16 protein-coding genes are annotated in these 22,473 nt (G+C 46.7%); 12 read left to right on the plus strand and 4 right to left on the minus strand.

From position 1 onward, the window contains the following. Window positions 1-34: 34 nt before the first annotated feature. Window positions 35-523 carry a CreA family protein gene (locus ACMCM8_RS02700; protein WP_412725204.1) on the plus strand — a complete coding sequence of 163 codons (489 nt, stop codon included), beginning with the start codon at window positions 35-37 and terminating at the stop codon, window positions 521-523. Between the two features lie 136 nt (window positions 524-659). Here the strand turns inward: ACMCM8_RS02700 and ACMCM8_RS02705 are convergent, their stop codons facing one another. Both ACMCM8_RS02705 and ACMCM8_RS02710 read right to left on the minus strand, forming a co-directional pair. After that, window positions 660-1,436, minus strand: coding sequence for a MipA/OmpV family protein (locus tag ACMCM8_RS02705; RefSeq protein WP_412725206.1), 777 nt, complete (start codon window positions 1,434-1,436; stop codon window positions 660-662). Between the two features lie 97 nt (window positions 1,437-1,533). Then, the gene (locus tag ACMCM8_RS02710; RefSeq protein WP_412725208.1) at window positions 1,534-2,187 is read right to left on the minus strand and encodes a sulfotransferase family 2 domain-containing protein; all 654 of its coding nucleotides are present in this window, start codon (window positions 2,185-2,187) and stop codon (window positions 1,534-1,536) included. Window positions 2,188-2,366: 179 nt separating this feature from the next. Between ACMCM8_RS02710 and ACMCM8_RS02715 the strand changes: the two genes are divergently transcribed. Both ACMCM8_RS02715 and nagA read left to right on the plus strand, forming a co-directional pair. After that, window positions 2,367-3,245: a BadF/BadG/BcrA/BcrD ATPase family protein gene (locus tag ACMCM8_RS02715; protein ID WP_412725210.1), complete on the plus strand. Its 879-nt coding sequence runs from the start codon at window positions 2,367-2,369 to the stop codon at window positions 3,243-3,245. Next, complete coding sequence (gene nagA, locus ACMCM8_RS02720) at window positions 3,242-4,384, plus strand: N-acetylglucosamine-6-phosphate deacetylase (RefSeq protein WP_412725212.1); 1,143 nt, start codon at window positions 3,242-3,244, stop codon at window positions 4,382-4,384. Before ACMCM8_RS02715 ends, nagA begins: the two co-directional genes overlap by 4 nt. Window positions 4,385-4,593: 209 nt before the next feature. Here nagA and ACMCM8_RS02725 read toward each other — a convergent pair whose 3' ends face one another. Further along, window positions 4,594-6,186: an ABC-F family ATPase gene (locus tag ACMCM8_RS02725; protein ID WP_412725214.1), complete on the minus strand. Its 1,593-nt coding sequence runs from the start codon at window positions 6,184-6,186 to the stop codon at window positions 4,594-4,596. Between the two features lie 135 nt (window positions 6,187-6,321). Here ACMCM8_RS02725 and ACMCM8_RS02730 point away from each other — a divergent pair, with 135 nt between their 5' ends. The 8 genes from ACMCM8_RS02730 to ACMCM8_RS02765 all read left to right on the plus strand — a co-directional run bounded on the left by ACMCM8_RS02730 (window position 6,322) and on the right by ACMCM8_RS02765 (window position 18,814). Beyond that, window positions 6,322-6,693 carry a hypothetical protein gene (locus ACMCM8_RS02730; RefSeq protein WP_412725216.1) on the plus strand — a complete coding sequence of 124 codons (372 nt, stop codon included), beginning with the start codon at window positions 6,322-6,324 and terminating at the stop codon, window positions 6,691-6,693. A 245-nt stretch (window positions 6,694-6,938) separates the two neighbouring features. Then, window positions 6,939-8,057: a mechanosensitive ion channel family protein gene (locus ACMCM8_RS02735; RefSeq protein WP_412725218.1), complete on the plus strand. Its 1,119-nt coding sequence runs from the start codon at window positions 6,939-6,941 to the stop codon at window positions 8,055-8,057. 170 nt (window positions 8,058-8,227) lie between these two features. After that, complete coding sequence (locus ACMCM8_RS02740) at window positions 8,228-10,003, plus strand: sensor histidine kinase (protein WP_412725220.1); 1,776 nt, start codon at window positions 8,228-8,230, stop codon at window positions 10,001-10,003. 1 nt (window position 10,004) lies between these two features. Then, window positions 10,005-11,351 (plus strand): sigma-54-dependent transcriptional regulator, encoded by a 1,347-nt coding sequence (locus ACMCM8_RS02745; protein WP_412725222.1) that lies wholly within the window; start codon window positions 10,005-10,007, stop codon window positions 11,349-11,351. A 265-nt stretch (window positions 11,352-11,616) separates the two neighbouring features. Next, window positions 11,617-14,625: a TonB-dependent receptor domain-containing protein gene (locus ACMCM8_RS02750; protein WP_412725224.1), complete on the plus strand. Its 3,009-nt coding sequence runs from the start codon at window positions 11,617-11,619 to the stop codon at window positions 14,623-14,625. Window positions 14,626-14,722: 97 nt separating this feature from the next. Next, window positions 14,723-15,577 (plus strand): alpha/beta hydrolase, encoded by an 855-nt coding sequence (locus tag ACMCM8_RS02755; protein WP_412725226.1) that lies wholly within the window; start codon window positions 14,723-14,725, stop codon window positions 15,575-15,577. Then, window positions 15,578-17,080: an SLC13 family permease gene (locus ACMCM8_RS02760; protein ID WP_412725228.1), complete on the plus strand. Its 1,503-nt coding sequence runs from the start codon at window positions 15,578-15,580 to the stop codon at window positions 17,078-17,080. Window positions 17,081-17,125: 45 nt separating this feature from the next. Next, the gene (locus ACMCM8_RS02765; RefSeq protein WP_412725230.1) at window positions 17,126-18,814 is read left to right on the plus strand and encodes an NAD-dependent malic enzyme; all 1,689 of its coding nucleotides are present in this window, start codon (window positions 17,126-17,128) and stop codon (window positions 18,812-18,814) included. A gap of 164 nt (window positions 18,815-18,978) precedes the next feature. Here ACMCM8_RS02765 and ACMCM8_RS02770 read toward each other — a convergent pair whose 3' ends face one another. Further along, on the minus strand, window positions 18,979-20,442 hold the full coding sequence (locus ACMCM8_RS02770) for an amidohydrolase family protein (protein WP_412725232.1): 1,464 nt from the start codon (window positions 20,440-20,442) through the stop codon (window positions 18,979-18,981). Window positions 20,443-20,677: 235 nt separating this feature from the next. Between ACMCM8_RS02770 and ACMCM8_RS02775 the strand changes: the two genes are divergently transcribed. Beyond that, the gene (locus tag ACMCM8_RS02775) at window positions 20,678-22,378 is read left to right on the plus strand and encodes a formylglycine-generating enzyme family protein (RefSeq protein ID WP_412725234.1); all 1,701 of its coding nucleotides are present in this window, start codon (window positions 20,678-20,680) and stop codon (window positions 22,376-22,378) included. Window positions 22,379-22,473 lie beyond the last annotated feature (95 nt).

Genomic DNA, 22,473 nt, shown 5'->3' on the forward strand with positions numbered 1-22,473 from the left:
TCACGTCGCTTTATCACCACTAGGGGAAACATGCATGGATAAGTGGACAAAAAAGTTATTCGCAATCGGCATCACCGGGCTCGGGCTAGTGCTCTCGGGCTGCAGTGATAATGAAGTGGGGGATGTATCTCTGGGGCTTTTTACAACAAAAGACATTAAAATAGATGCATTGCAAGATCCCATTGTAACGGGCGTGACCTGTCACATCTCAAGTATTGAGGCGGACTTAGATTTGTCAGATCCGTCTGATAGTTCAATTGCATGTCGTCAAACCGGCCCTATTACTGCACAAATGCTCGCAGCCATCGACAAATCTGATTCCGGTGAAGTGATATTTAAGAAATCGAAAAGTGTATTTTTTAAAAACATGAAGCTTCGTCGAATATACGATAAAGAGTCCAAAACATTGATCTACCTTTCCTATAGTACCAAAGAGACTTCAGGCAGCTATAAGCACAGCTTGTCTACGGTGCCACTCTGGGAGACAGAAGCCTTTATGCACGTTCAACGTCCCGCAAGCTGAATTAGGTAGTGCCCCTGTTATCTGATTGATTTAAAAAGGGGCACATTCGATTTATTTACACTGGAGCTTCACACAGCCGGTATGTCTATACGGCACACAGGCCGCGGCAAAAATGCACAGCTACTATCAACAGGTGCTAAAACATACGGGTGAAAACAAGCATTGCACTTAGTGCCATGTCATCATCGGTAAGCGGACTGTCGCTGATAGTGTCGTCGTAGAAGGTGCTTGTAATTTGAAGTCGCGTCATTCCGCTTAAGAACCGCGTGGTTGATATGGCAAGCTGCAACTCGGTATTAAGCGCACTTTCTCCCTTATAAGCACTGCGAAAATCAGTGGCCTCTTCGGGTTTCACGCCATAGTAATAATCGACATAGTGGCTGTCTTGATAGGTAAAAGATAATGCCGGTTCAATGACAAAATCGTTCACGCGAAATGCTTTACCGATTCGAGCCGTTCCCTGATAACCGTCAAACTTACCCAGGATATCCGCATTGGTAGATAGCGAATATGTCCACCCCTTGTGTGAGTAATTAAGCGCCACGCCAGCCGCATAGCTAAAATCTCTGTCATCCATGCCGCGAAAAACGGCGCTATCGTCTTCTTCATAGCCCGCAAAAACAGGCACGAGTTGTGCGTCAACAGTTACGCCTATATCGCTAAACAGCTGGTAACTGACAAAGGGGCCAAACACACGCAGCCGCTCTCCTGCGTAACCAATCAGCGGAATTGGAATGACACGGTTATCGAAATCAATATAAACATCTTGTGAAGCAGAAACACCCACACCCCACAGCCAACCCTGAGGTTGCTGAGGAACTTGAGCTGTAGAAAAATGGGCAAATACAAGGGAAGCTAAACCACAAATTAACCCCCAGTTTTTGCGTTTGTGGGTGCGCCTAGTGAATTTCATAGATTGTTATCCTTTTTTAAAACAATACTACGTAAAATAACAGTTCGATCACTATGACTAAGTTTTCTTTCCATCTTAATTGAGAACATCAGATGGTTTACTCAAAGGCATAGCGTAAACGGGTAATATCCTCACGAAAATGCGTTGAGACCAAATCGATGAGCTCGGTGGTGTAATATTGCCTGAAGTCCGTTCTGTCGGTCGCTTGACGCTTGTGAGGAAGTGTTACGTTATTAAGGCCAAGTTGGCGACATATCTGACTAAAATCTTCGTCTAAGGTTTCATAGTGACCGATAAAGTCGACTAATACCTCGCCCCGTAAATCGACAAGGTAATCGGTTTGCAGCTGTAAAGAGGTATCAATGTGATATTGAAACTGTCTGTCTGGGTCAAATTTCCATTTCATAAAGCTTTCAAAGTCGCTATGGTCTTGCATGAGATAAGGGCGCTCCCGTTTTATGTGGTGAAAAGAGCTCACCTGTAGGTCCCAGGGGTTTCGTACAATCGCAAATTTAAATAAGCCCCTGAAATAGTCTTCAGGTAACATTTCCTTTGCGGCAATGATGCGAGCGTGGCGGGGAAACCGGCTGGCAATTTTATGACCAGTTAACTGGCTCATTTTATTGCAAATAAATTGCGGAACTGCATAGCGATGGCCCCATCGATAGGGCGCAAGTGCAGCGCGAACACTGGTACCGCCCGTCTTGGCAATATGCACAAATAAAAACTGTTTTTGGTGTGACAAAAGCACGTAATATCTCAAACCGTATGAGTAGGAAAAATTCATTAACTCCCATAATGAGCACATATTGTGACAGCAAGATTTACGCTCAAGTATTTTCAACCTGTGGTTTAAAGCGCAAATGCCTGTTAGTAGTTCATTGAGGCTGTGTTAAAGTGTGTGACTAATGAGTGACGTGTGGAAAAGTAGTGAGTCAGAGATTTGTAATTGGTATTGATGGCGGTGGCACGCACTGTCGCGCCATGTTGCAAGATACCCATGGAAACATCTTAAGCGTTGGCGAGGCTGGCCCGGCGAATATTATGAGTGATGCAAAACAAGCACTCGCTTCACTGACTAAAGCGTGTAACAAAGCGATTGAAGCCGCGCCAGTAAACGTCAAACTGGACGATGTGGTGGTAGCCGCGGGGTTAGCTGGGGCAAATATTCCTCAAGCTAAATCTGCGTTTTTGTCGTTACCCATGCCTTTTAAACAAATTGAAATAATAAGCGACTTACATGCCGCCTGTTTGGGGGCTCACGGTGGAAAAGATGGGGCATTACTCATTTGCGGAACAGGCTCAGCCGGTACCCTCTACCAAAACGGGCAGTTTACCGATAAAGGTGGCTATGGATTCAACGTGGGCGATAACGCAAGTGCCGCATGGTTGGGTCACGCAGCAATAAAACACACCCTGCTTGCCTTTGACAATATAGAAACCCGCGGTGCGCTGTTTTCCCGCATAACTAGCCATTTTGCGGTTGCTGATCCGCACGCTCTTGTCGAGAAAATTGCTCACTTTAATGCCCAGTCCTATGGCACTCTTGCTCCATTGGTGGTGGAGTGTTTTTCTGAAGGTTGTCAAACCGCTGAGGCGTTGCTTAATGCTGGAGGTGAGTACCTGTCAAAGTTGGGTAAAGCGTTACTTTGCGAAACCGATACCCCTTTGCCGGTGTGTTTTTTAGGTGGTTTGGCAAAGGTGTATATTCCATTTATGGACAAACAATTAACCCGCAGTTTTGTCGATGCACAATCTGATGCGCGACAAGGTGCAATTGACTACGTAAAACAACAAGCACTGATATGATGCAAACATTGACCGTTGAGCGCGTGTTGCTACCACAAGGCTGGGCGAACTACCAAACCCTGTCAGTGAGAAATGGTATTATTCAAGGTGTCCGCGACGCAAGCCTTGAAGAGCAAGCGCAGGCGATACGAGGTAGCTTACTGCCGGGGTATTTCGATACCCAGGTGAATGGCGGTGGTGGCGTGCTGTTTAATCACTCGCCCTGTGCGCAACACATAGAAACCATGGCCAAAGCACACCTTCGTTTTGGCACAACTTCAATGCTGCCCACCATTATCACCGATAATGCGCAAACCATGCGCGCCGCAGCAGATGCCATTAGTGAGGTAAGAACCACGGGGCAGCCTGAGGTTAAAGCGTTGATTAAAGGGATCCATTTTGAAGGACCTTTTTTGAGCGTAGCCAAAAAAGGTGTGCACGACAGTGCTTTTATCCGCGTACCGTCTGATGCAGAGTTGGCCACCCTGACTCGAAAAGATGTTGGAAAAGTGTTGCTCACCGTGGCGCCAGAATCGGTCAGTATGAGTTTTATCAAAGAAATGGTGGCTGAAGGCGTGGTCGTCGCGATTGGCCACACCAACGCGCCGTTTGAACTGGTACAAGACGCCATTGATGCCGGGGCAACTGGCTTTACGCATTTGTATAACGCCATGTCTGCATTGACATCCCGCGAACCTGGCGCAGTCGGCGCGGCATTGCTAAACAACTCCACGTATTGCGGCTTTATTATCGATCACCACCACCTTCATCCTAAAAGTGCCGAGCTTGCATTGAAGGTGAAAGGAGAGAATAGGGCGATGTTAGTAACCGATGCCATGGCGCACGTGGGCAGCGACATCGAACGACTGGCCTTCTTTAACACGGAAATAGTCAGACGTGGAGACAAGCTTACTACACCCGATGGCATTACGCTGGCAGGCTCTTGTCTCGATATGTACAGTGCACTGTTAAATACCCATAGAGACTGTCATTTTAGCCTCGAGCAAGTCAGTAAAATGGCCAGTACCACACCCGCTCACTTTATGGGATTAGACGCGGAAATTGGTAAGATAGCCGTGGGGCAGAGCGCAGATTTTGTATTGGTTGATGACACACTGGCGTTAACGCAAGTGTATAGCAGAATGCGACCAGTGTTTTAGCGCGTTTTTACTTTAATAGCGACAATACTCGGAAAATAAGAGTGGGGAATGTGTTAAGCGCCATTCCCCATAAAACCTTAATCCAGCGCCTTTTACGCTTTGTCACAGCCCTTTAACTTAGCCCAGCTTTTTGGTCTTTGGGCCAGCACGTCTGTTTCCCGATTAAAAGGCTGCCAATTAGGTACGTCAAAGATAAACACACTCGAATATTAGGCGTTTTCTTTATGCGCGAGAAACTCGTCGTAATTCCCGTCAAAGTGATTTAGGTTTTTATCTTTAATCTCAATAATCTGCGTCGCTAGTGACGAGACAAACTCTCTGTCATGGCTGACAAAAATGACGGTGCCGTCAAATTTGTACAACGCGTTATTCAACGCCTCAATCGACTCCATGTCCATGTGGTTGGTCGGTTCGTCCATAACCAGAACGTTGATGTCCTGAAGCATTAATTTGCCGAACAGCAAGCGGTTTTTCTCACCACCTGAACATACCTGAACGCGCTTGTTAAAGTCGTCTGAGGTAAACAATAAGCGCCCCAGCATGCCTTTAATTTGCAGGTCGTCGTGCTTCGGGCTGCGCCATTGGCTCATCCATTCAAACATAGTGATATCGTCGGCAAAGTACTTGGCATTGTCCTGGGGAATATAACCAATCGCAGCATTTTCTGCCCACTTGTAGCTACCTGACGTGGGTTCAATGTCATTCACCAAACACTTTAAGAGCGTGGTTTTACCTGCACCGTTCTCGCCAATAATAGCCAGTCGTTGTCCAGCTTCTAGCAGTAGGTTTGCGTTGTCGAAAAGTGGTAAGTCAGGGTAGCTATGCCCTAAGTCTTCTAAGGTAATGGCCAAGCGGTGTAGTTTTTTGTGTTGATTGAACACAATATAAGGCTTACGGCGGCTAGACGCTTTCACTTCAGCCAATTCAATTTTCTCAAGACGACGCGCCCGCGAGGTGGCTTGTTTCGCCTTTGATGCGTTGGCAGAGAAGCGGGCCACGAAATTTTGTAGTTCTTCTATTTCGGCTGACTTTTTGGCGTTTTCTGCGTGCAATTGTTCTTGAACCAGCATTGCCGCTTGAATGTAGTCATCATAGTTGCCCGGATAAATGCGCAGCTCACCGTAATCAATATCAGCCATATGTGTGCATACAGAGTTTAAGAAGTGTCTGTCGTGCGAGATGATCAGCATAGTAGACTTACGCTTGTTTAACTCGTCAGCAAGCCAGCTGATGGTATAGATGTCCAAGTTGTTGGTTGGCTCGTCAAGCAACAAAATGTCGGGTTCGGCAAACAGGGCTTGAGCTAAAAGCACACGCACTTTCTTACCCGGAGCGACTTCTTTCATCAAGCCAAAGTGGTAGCTTTCATCAATACCTGCCGAGTTAAGGATATCACCGGCACGGGCTTCGGCAGTATAGCCATCCATTTCAGCAAACTGTGTTTCTAAGTCAGCCACGCGCATGCCGTCTTCTTCTGTCATTTCAGGCTTGCTGTAGATGGCGTCGCGTTCCTGTTTGACTTCCCATAACTCCCGATCACCCATGATCACGGTATCCACCACACTGAATTCTTCAAACGCAAACTGATCCTGACTCAAAATACCGAGTTTCGTCCCCGGTGCCATAGACACATTGCCCGATGAAGGGGTTAATTTTCCGCTTAGAATTTTCATGAAAGTGGACTTTCCACAACCGTTTGCGCCGATAAGGCCATATCGGTTGCCGTTGCCGAATTTAGCGGAAATATTTTCAAATAAAGGCTTAGAGCCAAATTGCATGGTGATGTTTGCAGTGGTAATCAAAACAGGTATCCAGAGGGTAAAACAAAAGGGGAGATGCTGACGAATACGTCATCAACATATGAAAGCGCGCGCACTATAAGGAATTGCGTTTAATATGTCGAGGGAATTTTGACCAGTAGAGGTAATTACTGGTACATGGCACCCGTACCACCCACAGCAGTGTCAGATGAAATGCAGCCTTTTACATATATAAGCGCAGCTTACGACTTATTAAAGGTGGGTAAAACGCCCGTGGCATTACAATTTTTACAGTCGGCAACACAGCAGTGGCCGTCTTATTGGTTAAGTTATTTCTTGCTCGCAAATCACTATCTATCGCTTAAGGATCCTCAGGCAGTAGATTGGTTTGAAAAGGGGTATGAATATGGCAATCAACAAAAAGCCTATGTGCATAACTACGCCTTAGCGCTTAAGCAGGCTGAGCGTTATGAAGATGCCAATCGAATACTTACACAAGGACTAAGAGACTTTCCTCGCGACGAGGATCTAAAGGCGCTGTTGAATTGACCGTGCCGTGGTAGCGACAAGTTGGTGAGATAGTTGGTGCGTCTTTTGCGTGTCTTACTTCAGAAGTAGATGAAATGTCTGCCCAATAGATGCGCCATAAGCACAGTTATTGTAGGTCAGTCATGAGAAACTCATAATCTCTAACCTAGTAGATTCGCTTCTACTTGAGTGAGGCAGACCCATCTTGTTGGCGGCTCAGCACTTCATATTACTCGTGCTTATTAGGCTCAGGGAATTCTGTCATCGTGAACACCATTGCAAATATTGAACAACAACAGCTTTTTGCCATCCTCGGGTTATTTGTGACCGTTATTTTTCTATTTGGGGTAAAACGCCTTATTTTGGTGCGTTTAAAAGACAAAGCCCGTTCTGAAACCAGCTCCATGTCAAGCATATATCGCGTATTAATTCTGTCGTTAAATGCCCCGCTTAATCTATTTATCTGGGTCATCTTTTTGCTGCTGGTGAGAAGCGTTGTCTCTATTTTTCAGGTAGAAGGCAAAGCAGTGATAACGGCCTTAACCATGGCTATTGAAGCAGGGCTAATCATTACGCTTTTCCTGTTTTTTGAGCGGTTTGTAACCCATTCACTTAAGCGTTACAGCAATGAGTCGACTCTGGTAAAAAACACCAGTGCTATCGCAGGCGGAGCCGTTAGAGCGCTATTTGCCGTACTCGCCATTCTAATAATTCTAAGTACCATAGGTATTTCTGTTACCCCGTTGGTGGCGTCATTAGGCATTACATCACTGGCTGTGGCACTTGCGCTTCAGCCTACCTTAGAAAATTTCTTTTCAGGGATCCAACTGGTAATGGACAAGCCTATCCGCATAGGCGACTTTATTGAGTTGGACTCCGGAGAACAAGGGTTTGTGGAAAAGATAGGCTGGCGCTCTACCTGGGTCAGAATGTTGCCAAATAATATTGTGATCATGCCAAACAGTAAGTTATCTAATTCTAAGCTGATTAATTATTACTATCCCGAGCGTGAGCTCTCTGTACCTGTGGAAGTGGGCGTTCATTACAGCTCTGACCTAGAGCATGTTGAGAAGGTCTGTTTAGACGTGGCCAATACCATTTTGACTGAGCATGAATACGGGGTAAAAACATACCAGCCATTTGTTCTTTTTCACACTTTTGCCAATTCCAGTATTAATTTGACGGTCATGTTGAGAACACGTGAGTACTTTAATCGCTTTTTCATAAAAAGTGCCTTTATCAAATTGTTAAAACGGCGCTTCGACGAAGAGGGTATAGTTATTCCCTTTCCTATCACGGCACTTAATCTTGACCAAGAAGGTGCTAGTGACCAAGAAAGGGCTGCGCGAAGTGCTGTGGCACAATGGCAGCGCGACAATAACTAAGCCTTGTCTGGCTTTTTCGCGATTAGCAACTTTCAATTTAGACCTAAAGTTGTACCGCAAAGATCAACAGACCCCAATAATTCAGTTATATTACCAGCCAGTCAAAACACGCCGTGCGGGTCAAGCGTATATACGAAGAACCAGCAGGGCTTTTATCATTGAGGTAATGCGTGTATCGGTCCGTCACTTTGGTGCTGTGTCTTATTTATCTGCTTGTGGTTGGTGGTATAGCTTATGTGCAGGTGGTAGAACGGGTTAAGAGCCAAGCCGAACAAAAAATTCAGACCGTAGCCAGTCGTTTAGAAATTCAACTGGACAAGTATCGCACCTTACCTCGCGTTTTGGTGCTTCATCCTGCTATCAGACGCGTCCTTGCTCAACCCAATGAAGCCAACGTGACTGAAGTGAATCAGTTACTTAATACTTATAATAAGTCGCTTTCCAGTGATGCGGTGTATTTGATGTCACACCAAGGAGTCACCTTATCCTCGAGTAATTGGCAACAACAAGACAGCTTTGTTAACAGCAACTATGGCTTCAGGCCTTACTTTCAACAAGCGATAAAGGGAGAGGAGGGGAGTTATTTTGCACTGGGCACGGTGTCGGGTAAACGGGGCTATTATTTTTCATTTCCCGTTAGACACGACGACACTATAACCGGCGTACTGGTGGTCAAAGTCGCACTTTCTGTGATTGAGCAATACAATGCAGAAGACGACGCGCCTTTTATGGTAACAGACGATCACGGTGCAGTGTTTTACAGCTCTTATGCTAACTGGAACTACACATCACTGGTAGACTTACCAGAGGCGGTAAGAGCTGAAATTAAACGTCAGCAACAATATGGTGAGGGAACGTTAAAGCAATTAACACCCTTGTCTCAATTGTCTGATGTATTGCATGCTGAAACCCTCTCTTTGACCTATGAGGGCCAGCCTCGCACTTATTTACTGGCTGAAAAAACCTTGCCTCAGGTGGGTTGGCACCTGATAGTGTTAACCCCCATTATCAAGGTGTATGGTCTGGTCACAGGGATACTTGTCGGCGCGCTGGTATTGTTTGTACTAGTGGCATTACTCAGTATGATTTGGCGGCGCAACAACATTGCGCAGCGCCAACTGGCTGCGGTGAATGAGCAACTTGAGCATCGTGTTGAACAACGTACTGCCCAGCTTCAAGCGACCAATAATACGCTGCTCGACACCATCGACATGCAAAAGCAAACCGAACAACGGCTTAAAGAAACCCAGAATGAACTGATTCAAGCGGGAAAGTTGGCCTTGTTAGGTGAAATGTCTGCCAGTATTAATCACGAACTCAATCAACCACTTACTGCACTGTTGACCTATAGCGAAACCCTAAAATTGATGATTTCAAGAAATAAGACAGAGGGTATTGAAAGCACGTCTGATGAAATAATCAAACTGGTGCAGAAAATGGCGACCATGGTTGCGCAATATAAATTGTTTGCCAGAAAATCCGCTGGAAAAATAGGGCCGGTCCTCGTATCAGATACGATAGCCGCGTCGTTGTCCATTTTAGAAGGCAAAATCAGCAAAATGAACGCGAATATCTCTGTGAGCTATTCCCATCAGGGGTTAACTGTGATGGCAGAAGCGGTGCCACTTGAGCAGGTATTGGTGAACCTCTTAAACAATGCGCTGCAAAGTCAGGAAAATGTACCTCAGGCAAAGGTTGAAGTTAATGTATACGCCCACGATGAAAAGGTGGTTATTGAAGTGAAAGATTGGGGAAGTGGTTTTTCACAAGAACAACTCTCGGTACTCTTCGAGCCGTTTTACACCACTAAAAGCAAAGGTCTGGGCTTAGGTCTGACCATATCCCAACGGATCATGGCGTCATTCGGTGGTACGATAAGCGCCGCTAACCACCCTGAAGGTGGCGCAGTATTTACCCTAACTCTGCCTATGATAAAGAGTCTGTAGTATGAGCATTCCTATTTACATCATTGACGACGAACCCAGTATTTTACATGCACTACAGCAGTTGCTTGCCATGGAGGGGTACCAAGTAGAGGTATTTGGTGATGCACGAGACGCGCTCAAGAAACTCGACAGAGATTGGTCTGGGGTGATCTTATCAGATATTAATATGCCTGAGTTGGACGGCGTTGCCTTTTTGCGCGAGGCGCTGGCAGTAGATCCGGAGTTTTCAGTAGTCATGCTGACCGGTCATGGTGATATTTCTACCGCCGTTGAATCTATGCGGTTAGGGGCCTATGACTTTATCGAAAAGCCCTTTTCTAACGAGCACATTTTAGATGTATTAAAACGCGCTGGTGAAAAGCGTGCCTTAGTGTTGGAAAACCGGGCATTAAAAGATGAGTTAGATGCCCAAACCGGGGCAGGGCCCAGGTTATTGGGTAATACCCAAAAAATAAAGGCATTGCGCCGTTTGCTTATGCAAATAAAAGACATTCCTGCCGACGTGCTCATTCGCGGTGAAACCGGCTCAGGCAAGGACCTTGTCGCCCGTTTTCTTCATTATAATAGCCATCGCAAGAACGAAAATTTTGTTGCCATTAATTGCGGTGCTATCCCTGAAACAATGATCGAAAGTGAGTTGTTTGGTTTTGAAGCCGGTGCATTTACTAGTGCCCAGAAAAAGCGCATAGGCAAAATTGAACACGCCAATGGCGGTACGTTTTTCTTAGACGAAATTGAAAGCATGCCGATGGCGCTACAGATTAAATTACTGAGAGTATTGGAAGATCGCCGCATAGAACCACTTGGTAGTAATCGCCATGTAGATTTAGATATCCGCGTGATTGCTGCGGCTAAAATAGACCTCCTTGAATTAGTGGACAAAGGAGAATTTCGCGAAGATCTGTTTTACCGATTAAACGTGATCAACGTTGAAATACCCCCACTACGAGAACGCAAAGAAGATATTTCTCTTCTGTTTCAACATTTTGCTGCATTGGCCAGTTCACGGTTTAATACTGACGCCCCAAGGTTAACCAATGATCAGCTTGTCAGACTAAAGCAACACAATTGGCCGGGTAACATCAGAGAGCTGCGCAATGCGGCTGAGCGCTTTGTGCTTATGGGCGGGCAAACTGTGTTTGACGATCCCACAGGTGATGAGCAGGCAACCCACACCACGTTAGCTCAGAAAGTTGCTCAATACGAAAAAGACATGCTTGAAGCCGCCCTGAAAGAGTACGATGGGCGATTAGTTGATGTGCAGCATCAGCTGGGGTTACCCCGTAAAACCCTGTATGACAAAATGCGCAAGTACGGTCTGGTAAAAGACGACTTTAAACTTTCATAATCCCCTATAGGTAAAAGGGGTGGATTTCCACCCGTTTACACTTTTTTTACGTGTGGTATCTCACCCGTTTTTTCTTTGTTGCCACACGAAACTAGCGCATTTATTTTGTAAGTTACTGAAAAATAATCTAAAAAAATTTATTTAGCAGTGTGGCAAGGTCTTTGCCTTATGTTGCCATGATGTAACAAATGTTGCTGGTATTTTGCTTTTAACAATTGTGCATCATTTGAGTTGAGGACACATTTTCCACTTTTAAGGTAAAACAATGATTAATAAAATTACCCAAGTGATCCGTACACGGCGCAGCCTGTTGTCGCCGGTATGTATGTTGGCCATTGCCACATCGCTATCGCCCTACGCACAAGCGCAATCCATTGCGGAACAGGAAAGCACTATCGAAAAAATCGCTGTTGTGGGTTCACAAATAAAGGGCGCTGAAATTAGTGAAGCCCTGGCGGTTTCGCAGCTCGATGCAGAAGACATTGCGGTCATGGGCGTAGACTCAGGCGACGACCTGTTACAGCTTATCCCCGAGAACGGACAAAATTTCTTTAACGAAGCCGGTAACATTAGTGGGGGCGTGAATGCCGCTCGCGGTGATGTGGGGGCGTTTAACTTACGCAACATTGGTACGGGGAACACACTGGTACTGATCAACGGCCGCCGCATGGTGAACTCTGCGTCTTACCAGACGGAAGAAGTGGGCGGCAGTTTCGTCCCCGTGAGTTCTGTAAACTCTCAGCTTATTCCCGTGTATGGCGCTAAACGCGTAGAAGTGTTACGCGACGGTGCATCAGCCATATATGGCGCCGATGCAGTGGCTGGTGTGGTAAATACCGTCACTCCCACCAACTTTGAAGGTTTCGATATACGTGTAAAATGGCAGGAATATGAGCATCTGCCGCGAGATGATCAAACTCTCTCCATGCACTGGGGTAAAACTTTTAACGGTGGCAAGACCAATATTGGTGTTATCGCGAATTATTACCAGCGCGACCGGGTTAATTCTCAGGACGATCCTCGTTGGAGCAATGCCGATCTTACCGACCGACTGCCAACTGATTCACCTTGGTACGGCCATTCAGAATTTAACTCAACCAGTGCGAATTCTCTTTATGGGCAATTTGATTTTGTAGACAGAGTCGCGGCGAGTAACCCACTTCGCACAGAAGGTTACGTCGACGGAAGTGGTGAATTCGAGACCTATCCCATCGGCGATGAACGCTGTGTGTGGGAGCTAGGCAATGGTCTGTGTGCGGCGCCTGACGGCCAAGGTACGGTGCGTTTTAATATGAATCAGGATCGCGATCTTACTTCTAAGCTTGATCGCACCAATGTTTTTATTAATCTCAACCATACCTTTGAAAATGGCTGGGAAGCATTCTCAGAATTTTTAGGTTACCGATCGAATACGAATTTACGCCGTCATCCAACTGCCTCATTTTCGTCATCAAAATTAATTGTCGCAGCCGACAACTACTACAATCCATTTGGTCCGTGCGGTTCCCCTAATCGACTGGAAGATGCAGCTGTTGCGGCAGGCGTTTCATGTGAAGGTGCGGCCCTGACAATTGATAATTATCGCTTTGCTGAGTACCCGCGCATTGTGGAAAACACCGGTGAAACCTTCCGCCTATTACAAGGGTTAAGAGGTTATTGGGGAGAGTGGGACTGGGAAACAGCAGTATCCTGGTCGAAAGATTCTAAAGATGATGTGACCCACAACCGCGTGTCGAACACCCTAATGCAAGAAGCGCTAAACGATACCACCGAAGCGGCTTATAACCCCTTTTCGGCGGGCGTAAATTCAAATATTGAGCGCGCGTTGATTGACGTCTACCGCAAAAGTGAAACAGAGCTAAAAACCTTTGATATCAAGTTTTCAAACCCTGGCATTTATGAATTGCCGGCAGGGTTTGTGGGTTTTGTGGCTGGGCTTGAATATCGTCATGAGTCGTTTAAAGACGACCGCGACCCACGCCTTGATGGCACCATTCAATTTGTCGATGCCGAAGGCGACACGTATCCGTTTGTGTCAGATGTGGTTAACTCAAGTCCAACACCTGATAACTCCGGTCATCGCGCGGTAGCCTCTGCATTTGCTGAACTGCAAATACCGGTTATGGAAAACTTCGACATACAGCTTGCTGCGCGTTATGAAGATTTTTCTGATGTGGGTGATACCACGGTAGGTAAGGTGGCGTTTGGCTATCGCCCATTTGAACCTGTCTTACTAAGGGGCTCTTGGTCTCAGGCGTTTAGAGCGCCTAATCTGGTTACTATCAATGAAGATATTGTAGCGCGCACGCAAACCCGCACCGATTACGCTTGTTTATATGCCGCAGAAAACGGCGGCGATCCCAATCAGGATACGCTGGATTGTTCCTACTCGTTGCAGCGTATTGCGCAAGGCAGCCAGGAGCTAGAGCCAGAAGAGTCTGACAACACCTCTATTGGTATTGTGGTTGAGCCTATAGAAGGGTTGGCAATTACCTTAGATTACTGGTCTATCGAGAAAGAAAATACCATTGGCCTGTTTGGCGAGGAAAACCATTCGTTGCTTGATTTACTGTATCGATTAGAGCAGGGCAATAGCAATTGTGAGGGTGCTGCGTTTAACGCCAGTGTCAACCGCGGTGACATAGACCCTGATGAGGCCGCGTTCTATACCGCTGCGGGTATCTGTCCGGCAGGCCAAATCAACTACATTGACGATCGCTACGCCAATTTAGATAAGCGTACCGTGAGTGGTCACGATCTCGGTATTTATTACAACATTAAGACAGACTACGGGCGCTTTAAAATTGATTACAACGGATCGTTTCTTGATAAATTTGAGCAAGAAGCGGGTGGTTTAGCTACTCAGTTGGTTGAAGCAAGTGAAAGTGGTGTGTTACCGGCAAGTTTCCCCGTCAACGGCTTCGCTGATTTGATTGGCCGCAATGGTAATCAGAAAGAAAAACATAGCTTGCGCTTAATGTGGCGTGGAGACGTGTTTGGCGCGTCATTGTCGGGCTATCGCATAGGCAGTTTCTATCAAAGTGAGTTGACTCTGGAAGACGGTACCCGTTTTGTTATTCCAGCGATGACCACTTTTGATGCCACCTTTGACTATAAAACTCAAATCCAGGAAGTGGATACCCGTTTTCGTCTTGGTGTGAAAAACCTAACCGACAGACGCGCGCCACTTGCCGCGGAAAGTTTTGGTTTCTTCAACGACGCACATCGTGATTACGGTCGTTATTTCTATATGGACGTAAGCGCAAGCTTCTGATCCAGTTAATCTGGCGGCAACTCTGCCGCCATTCTTAAAGACGGTTATTATGTTTAAAAAAATAGTTTTCACTTTTTGGCTTTGTTCGGTGGCGATAATGCAAACCGCCTGCGCAAGCACCCAGCCTTGGCAGGACAAAGAAGTTGGGCATTACACGTTTAATAAGTGGGTAGGGGGCAAAATAGATGTGCATTACATCGTTCCCCGTAACGCAGATGCGAAATCGAAGATATTGCTGGTTATCCCCGGTGCACGACGCAATGCCGATGACTATCGCGACCAGTGGCTGAATCTGGCGCTCAAGCACAATTTTGTGGTTTTGGCGATTGGTTGCAGTGTGTCGGTGTGTGAAGATGAGTATCAATACAATCTTGGGGGCATCACCACGCCATTAGGCGCACCGCGCCCTGAATCAAAACAATTTTACAGCGTCCCTGAAAAAGTGTTTGGCGATTTTGTTACGCGATTTGGATCTGAGCAAACTGAGTTTGTTTTGTATGGACATTCTGCCGGTGGAGGCTTTGTGCATACCTATATGCTGGCAAAACCCGACGCGCCCGTATCGCAAGCCGTTGCTGCCAATGCGGCATTTTTTACCTTTCCTGATACTAACCAAGCCTACCCGTTTGGTTTGTTAAACAGCCCGTATGAGGCATCGCGCATCGACACCTGGTTACAACAACCGCTGGTGATTATGTTAGGCGATCAGGATATGGGCCCACGCACTAAAACCATTAGCAATAGTGATGCGGCCAACCAACAGGGAAGAAATGTGTTTGCCAGAGGGTTGTCTTTTTATGCTAAGGCGATGAACGTGGCGGTGGAAAGAGACGTTAAGCCAGCATGGCAGATTGAAGTGGTCCGCCAGGTTGGCCACAACAGCACCAATATTGTGCCGTTTGCTTTCAAATACCTGTTTCCTGAGATTAGCCAAGGGAATGAGGAGAAGTAAGTGGCGAGTCATTCGGTTTCAATAGACTCGTCATCGCCGACGGGCGAGTCAAAGCGTCCCACGTACCAAAAAATAGGGACAGTGTTAGGCCCGGTGGCCTTTTTAGTCATGCTGCTCATACCCTCACCGGACTCCTTAAATCCCATTGCCTGGTCGACGGCTGCAGTGGGCGTGTGGATGGCCATTTGGTGGTCCTGTGAAGCGGTGAATGTATCGGTAACGGCATTATTGCCGCTGGTACTGTTTCCCCAGCTGGGTATATTAGACATTAAAGCGGCGTCTGCGCCCTATGCCAACCCCACTATCTATCTATTTTTGGGAGGCTTTATGCTGGCGCTGGCGCTTCAAAAAGCCAACTTGCACAAACGCATAGCCTATTTCATTTTAAGCTATGTTAGTCGCTCAGCCCGTTCTATCGTGCTGGGTTTTATGTTGGTGAGCGCGATCCTCAGTATGTGGATGACCAATACCTCCACTACCATGATGTTACTGCCTATTGCCTTATCCATATTATCGACGATGGAAAATGAGCAATCCCACTTTACCGCTGAGCAACGCAAAAACTTCCAGCTTTCCCTGCTGTTAGGTATTGCGTATGCGGCGACTATTGGCGGCATGTCAACGTTGGTCGGCACACCGCCCAACGCTTTTCTGGTGGGATTCATGAACGATACGTATAACGTGCAACTGGATTTTGCCAAATGGATGCTAATTGGTATCCCGCTGAGCATTGTTTTATTGCCTCTGGCGTGGATTTTATTAACCCGATGGGTTTACCCGGTCAATTTCACCACCCCAGATGCGGCAAAATCGCAACTAGCTGAGCAACGAAAAGCCTTAGGACCCATTCGCAAAGAAGAATGGCGAGTAGGCATACTCTTTTTGGCCGTGGCGCTCGCGTGGATGACCCGGCCTATTGTGTCAAAGTGGTTTGCTCTTGAAGGACTCTCTGATGCAGGTATTGCGATGACAGCTGCGGTATTACTGTTTGTCATTCCCAACGGCAAAGGGACAAATGCCGACACCCCAGCGCTGCTTAGCTGGGAGGACATGAAGGCCATTCCCTGGGGCATTCTGGTGTTATTTGGTGGTGGGCTGAGTTTGGCCGCCGCGGTATCGAATACCGGGCTGGCACAATGGCTTGGCGAAGGATTGGTGAACATCAATGTGTTTGGTCTGCTCTTTTTAGTGCTGGCTGCCACTACCTTAGTGATCTTCCTTACCGAGTTAACCAGCAATTTAGCCACGGCCGCGACCTTTCTGCCCGTGGTGGCGGTGATTGCACTGGAAATGGGATCTGATCCCATGACATTAATCTTGCCGGTGACGCTGGCAGCAAGTTGTGCATTTATGTTACCTGTCGCCACCCCCCCAAACGCTATCGTGTTTTCATCTGGGTATATCAGCATTACGCAAATGGCACGGGCCGGTTTTGTACTCAATATCGTGAGTATTTTGCTGGTTACGGCCATTGCAGTTTGGTTAGCGCCCCTCGTTTTCTAACACTCTTTTAGCCCAGCGTTATGCTGGGCTTTACTTACTATCATTATGAATAATCAAAACAAGAAGCCCTTATATTTGTCGCATGCGGGACCTAAATTGCTTGATATGCCGCTACTGAATAAAAGCAGTGCGTTCAGTGAAAGAGAAAGAATAGCATTTAATCTGGAAGGCTTACTGCCACCGCGTTATGAAACTATTGAGCAACAGCGGGAGCGTGCGTATCTGCAATATCAAGATTGCACCACCCCGATGAGCAAACACATTTTTTTACGGGATATTCAGGATAAAAACGAAACCTTGTTTTATCGCCTGTTAAGCGAGCACCTTGAAGAAATGATGCCAATCATTTACACCCCGACGGTGGGGGAGGCATGCGAAAAATTTTCCGACATATACCGAAGTGCCCGTGGTCTTTTCATCTCTCATCATCAACAAGATCGCATCGACGCTATTTTACACAACGCTACTAAGCGCAACATTAAAGTGATTGTGGTCACCGATGGTGAGCGCATATTAGGGTTAGGCGATCAGGGCGTAGGTGGCATGGGTATTCCGATTGGAAAGTTGTCGTTATACACGGTGTGTGGAGGCATAAGCCCAGCGAACACCTTGCCTATTACCTTAGATGTTGGCACCAATAATACCGCTTTATTAGAAGATCCCATGTATATGGGCTGTCGCCACCCCAGAATATCGCAAAGTGAATACGATGGGTTTATCGATAAATTTATGCAGGCAGTCAGTCGGCGCTGGCCTAATGCACTTATTCAATTTGAAGATTTTGCTCAGGCCAATGCCACGCCGTTATTGAACCGCTATCGACAGCACTATTGTTGCTTTAATGACGATATACAAGGTACCGCAGCAGTCGCCGTGGCTACCATGCTTGCCGCATGTAAAGTCAAGAAGGTATCAGCAGCTTCGCAACCTTTGGTTATTGTTGGAGGCGGCTCGGCAGGCTGTGGTATTGCCGAGCACTGGGTGCGTTGTGTGATGGCCGAAGGCGTCAGTGAGTCGCAGGCGAGAAGTAACGTATATGTGATTGATCGCAAAGGGCTTATTACAAATAAGTCGACGAACCTGATGGCCTTTCAACAGGCGTTTGCTCATGATCTAGACACATTCCCCAACTGGAAACACGCCTTTGAACCAACCCTCATCGATGTGATTAACACCGTAAAGCCGGGTATTTTGCTTGGGGTGTCTGGCTGTGCCGGTTTGTTTAATAAAGACGTCGTCAGCGCCATGTACAATGCTTATCCACAACCCGTGATATTACCTCTTAGTAATCCCTCGCGATGTGTTGAAGCCTTGCCCGAAGATATACTGGCATGGACAGAAGGCAATGCCATTGTCGCGACAGGAAGCCCATTTGATGATGTAAGGGTAAAAGGTAAAACCATGGCGGTCAGTCAATGTAATAACAGTTACATTTTCCCCGGTATCGGACTGGCCGTGGTAAGTTGCGGCGCAGCGCGCGTCACAGATAATATGCTCATGGCGGCAAGTCGCGCTTTAGCTGCAGCTTCTCCGCTGGCCAATACCGGCGAAGGTGCGCTGCTTCCTCCCTTGCAAGCGATAAAGTCGCTGTCAGTCGATATTGCATTTGCAGTCGCTACTCAGGCCATCGACGACGGCGTTGCCCCAATTAGAACACCAGAAGAAATACACAGTTGTATTGCGCAAACTCAATGGCAACCGAATTACCGCGAGTATCACCGCGTAGCCAGTTAGTAGAATATGTGCTTACGATGGTTATAACGTGAGATGACCGTAGAAGATCTGACATTGATCTCAATTGAGGTAAACCGGTTTTAACGCCACTGATATCGAAGCTACAGACCTTACAATAGTGACGCAGGCCTTGCTATACTGGAGCTGCGTCAGTTGTACACGGGTTATAATTTGTATATGAGCAGTTCTACGGCTCTTACCAATGAACGCGTTAGTGACGTCTCTTTGGCAGAAGTACGTAGTGAAGCGAGTTGAGTTTTATCTAACCACGCACCGTTTTTCACTACGCCTTCTAAGGCAGATAGGGTGTCCATGTTCTCCAGTGGGTTGTCAGCGGTTAACAGTAAATTGGCTTTATAACCCACTTTAACTTGCCCCGTTTTTTCAAATCCTAGCGTTTGGGCACTTAATCGGGTGGCACTGTTTAACACCTCAAAGGGCGAAAGTCCTGCCTCGTGAAGTAAATTGATTTCTTCCAACATGGAGTAACCGGGAATGACGCCAAAGCCTCCGGCATCGGTCCCCACTAACATTGGAACGCCGTATTGATGTAATAGCCCAGTGGCGGTGACATAAAAATCCGAATGCGGACGTTCATAGTCTTTGGCATCGACGTGGCTCCAGTAGTCAATGGCCCCTTTATTTATAAGCGTAACAAGTGGGTTTATGGTATCGGCATCGGGGTGAGACAGGTATTTACCCTGTGTTTCAGCTATGTTCACCAGCCTTCTATAGGCGATAAGCGTAGGTACCAGTACGTCGCCACCGTTTTTCAGTTTCGTGGCCAATGGGGCTATCCGTTGTAGATCTAAGTTGTCTCGCAGTGCGTGCCAAATCAGCGTTTCTGTATGTTCTAACGTTTGAAAACCCTTGCCCACCGACGATTCCCACGCAACATCAAACGGTGCCTCATAAGGAATTTGAGCTGTCCTTATGCCTTCTGGCGAATGGCCAGTTATCGCCATCCCCCGTTTTTGCGTTTCTTCTAATACGCCTTCAAATGCCTCAGCCGTCAAATTGGAATAGACTTTAACAAGCGTAAATCCCGACTGGTGCTGTTGCTTAACCGCAGCCTTAGCTTGGCTCTTGGTGGTGACAAGTTGTTGTATGGGCGTGGTATTTGCCCCGGGGCTGTTGAGTGTTGGACCTGTGGTGATGAAGTCAGGCGCAAGCAGTTCACCTTGTGCGATTTGCCTTTTTAGCCTGAGGTGGAAAGGGTAACCAGACATGTTACGTACGGCGGTAACGCCATAGGACAGGTAGCCAGCTAACTCTGCTTCGTCACTAATATGCACATGGGCGTCAATAAGACCGGGCAGCAAATACCGGCCTTTACCCTCAATGGTCTTAGTGACTATTTCCTTATTATCAAACAAATTGTGGTTAATAGGTGTATAAAGTGCATCGAAAATAGCAACGATGGTGCCGTTTTCGATGACCACATTGTGATCCATTAGGACTTCTTGCTTTCCCCTGGCCATAGTCACGACATTGGCATGGGTGATTATTAACCGCTGATAATCATTTTTGTGGGCGGTGAGCGCTGACGGTATATCAACTAACTGCACTGCAACCCAAAGTGAAACCACGAGTAAAACAGAAAGTGTGGTAAGCAGGAGTTTTTTCATAGTGTTATCGGGTTAAGTGAAATTGCCTAAATAATAACCTTTGTGGCTCTTTAATACCTATAAAAGCTCTATAAAAAGCTTATAAAAAAGCGCGGGTGTGTTTTTTAATTTATTGATATTTATGTAAAATTTATTTTTATGGCTATTTAAAACCAGAAAGGTGACGAAAAGTCTTGGAACTCTATTGTGACAGGCCTATCGAATGAACTCCTTGAATAATAAGAGAATAAATTTGATGACCGTAACACATGTAAGCAGGATGCTTGCGTTCCTGACATGCCTATTAGTAACTGGTGATTTAAAAGCAGAGAACTTTTCCTATATTGAGCCTGCTATGGTGAGAATAGAAGGCGCTACCTTTGTGATAGGAAGTGAGGACTATGAAGACAGTCAGCCCCTTAAACCCGTCACCTTGCCTAATTTTTACGTGGGTAAATATGAGGTGACGATTAAAGAGTTTGGCTATTTTGCAGCAGAAACTCAATTTTCATTACCCGACACCTGTTACCACCAGATTGGCTATTGGTGGTTTGAAAACGAGACAACTGGCTCGTGGTCAAATAATGATATTAATTCAGACCCCTATGAGCCCGTTACCTGTATAGGCTACGAAGCAGCGAAAGCCTACACCCAATGGCTAGCTAAGAAAACCGGAAAGCCCTATCGATTGTTGTCTGAAGCGGAGTGGGAGTTCCTGGCAACACAAGGGCAGCCAGCTGTTCGTCCCTCTGTTTGCCACTACGCCAATGTAGCTGATTTGCGGGCTGAATCCTTTGCACAAACCGTGCTACACACCTCCTATGTCAATCTTATTGGTATTGAACACTGTGATGACAAGTCTGGTACCGTAAGTAGGGTAGGCAGCTATCAACCTAATGAATTTGGTATTTACGATTTGATGGGAAACGTCAATGAGTTTGTTGAAGATTGTTATCAGGAAAGCTATGACAATATGGCCAGTAACGGTACAGCGACGCTAGATGAGCAATGCGACGCAGTGGTACTGCGAGGCGGGGCGTGGCACTGGCCATTATGGGATGAAAAAATAAGGGACGCCAAACTGAAAGACTGGGTTGGTGTTCTTGAAGGTTTTCGGATTGCACTGGATGACACGGGTCTAGAAAGGGGGAAAATAGCGTCAGCGGAATATTTTGAGCGCCAACTTAAAAAAGCCCATGCGAACAATAACGCGAACTTGGTGCCTGAATTACCCAGCCGGGTACGTGAGTTGCGCTTATCAGAGCAAGGCGATGTGGCCGTGCTTCAATGGCAACCCTTGCCACAAGCAGGGGTAAGTTACGCAATATTTGCCAATGATCATATCAATGGCCGGTATCAGCGGGTGGCTACTGTTTTATCGCCTTATTTTGAACATAAACGACTGCACTCTCATCGCTACCAGTATCGAGTTGCAGCTACGGTAAATGGCATCTCAGAAAGGAGCGGATCAGATAAAAATAGCCATGGCGCGAAAAAGTCAGATGATAAAACGTTAGAACGCACCAAATCAGGCAATGAGGTAATGGGGGTGTACTCAGATCCCGTTGCTACAACCTACACCCCACATACGCTACCTGCTAAGTTTGAGGCTGAGCATTTCGTCGACATGCAAAACGCGTTAGTCTTCGCGGTAAGTGACAACAATGCAATTACTACCGGTCCAAGAGACGGCAAAAGTGAAACCGGCTTTACCTATGCCGTAACCTCGCCCGTGACATCTTGGTTTGAGGTTCAACTCGTTGGACAAGCCTCAACCCCTGTCGAGTTTAACATCGCGCTAGACGGGCTGGTTGTTGGAAAGGTAACCTTGTCGTCAGAAAGTGAGGCTATATTTCCGGTGGCAATGGCGTTAGGGGAGCACGAACTAACCATTACGACGCAACAAGCCGGTTGGCAACTTGACGCTGTAACAATAACTGCGCAAGCTAGCCCATAACTTACATAGACTTTATGATTCTATCACCTTTTAAGCGCGTGGCACTGGTAGGGCCGCGCTCGCTACCCAAACGGTGAGACTGTCTTGGTGTACTT

The organism is Alteromonas sp. D210916BOD_24, from assembly GCF_047159385.1.
Classification (GTDB): Bacteria; Pseudomonadota; Gammaproteobacteria; order Enterobacterales; family Alteromonadaceae; genus Alteromonas.

Coding starts and splice junctions, on each gene's coding strand:
- ACMCM8_RS02705 (WP_412725206.1), bottom strand. CDS start 1,436: ATGAAATTCACTAGGCGCACCCACAAACGCAAAAACTGGGGGTTAATT.
- ACMCM8_RS02765 (WP_412725230.1), top strand. CDS start 17,126: ATGAATAATCAAAACAAGAAGCCCTTATATTTGTCGCATGCGGGACCT.
- ACMCM8_RS02730 (WP_412725216.1), top strand. CDS start 6,322: ATGGCACCCGTACCACCCACAGCAGTGTCAGATGAAATGCAGCCTTTT.
- ACMCM8_RS02775 (WP_412725234.1), top strand. CDS start 20,678: ATGACCGTAACACATGTAAGCAGGATGCTTGCGTTCCTGACATGCCTA.
- ACMCM8_RS02755 (WP_412725226.1), top strand. CDS start 14,723: ATGCAAACCGCCTGCGCAAGCACCCAGCCTTGGCAGGACAAAGAAGTT.
- ACMCM8_RS02745 (WP_412725222.1), top strand. CDS start 10,005: ATGAGCATTCCTATTTACATCATTGACGACGAACCCAGTATTTTACAT.
- nagA (WP_412725212.1), top strand. CDS start 3,242: ATGATGCAAACATTGACCGTTGAGCGCGTGTTGCTACCACAAGGCTGG.
- ACMCM8_RS02750 (WP_412725224.1), top strand. CDS start 11,617: ATGATTAATAAAATTACCCAAGTGATCCGTACACGGCGCAGCCTGTTG.
- ACMCM8_RS02770 (WP_412725232.1), bottom strand. CDS start 20,442: ATGAAAAAACTCCTGCTTACCACACTTTCTGTTTTACTCGTGGTTTCA.
- ACMCM8_RS02700 (WP_412725204.1), top strand. CDS start 35: ATGGATAAGTGGACAAAAAAGTTATTCGCAATCGGCATCACCGGGCTC.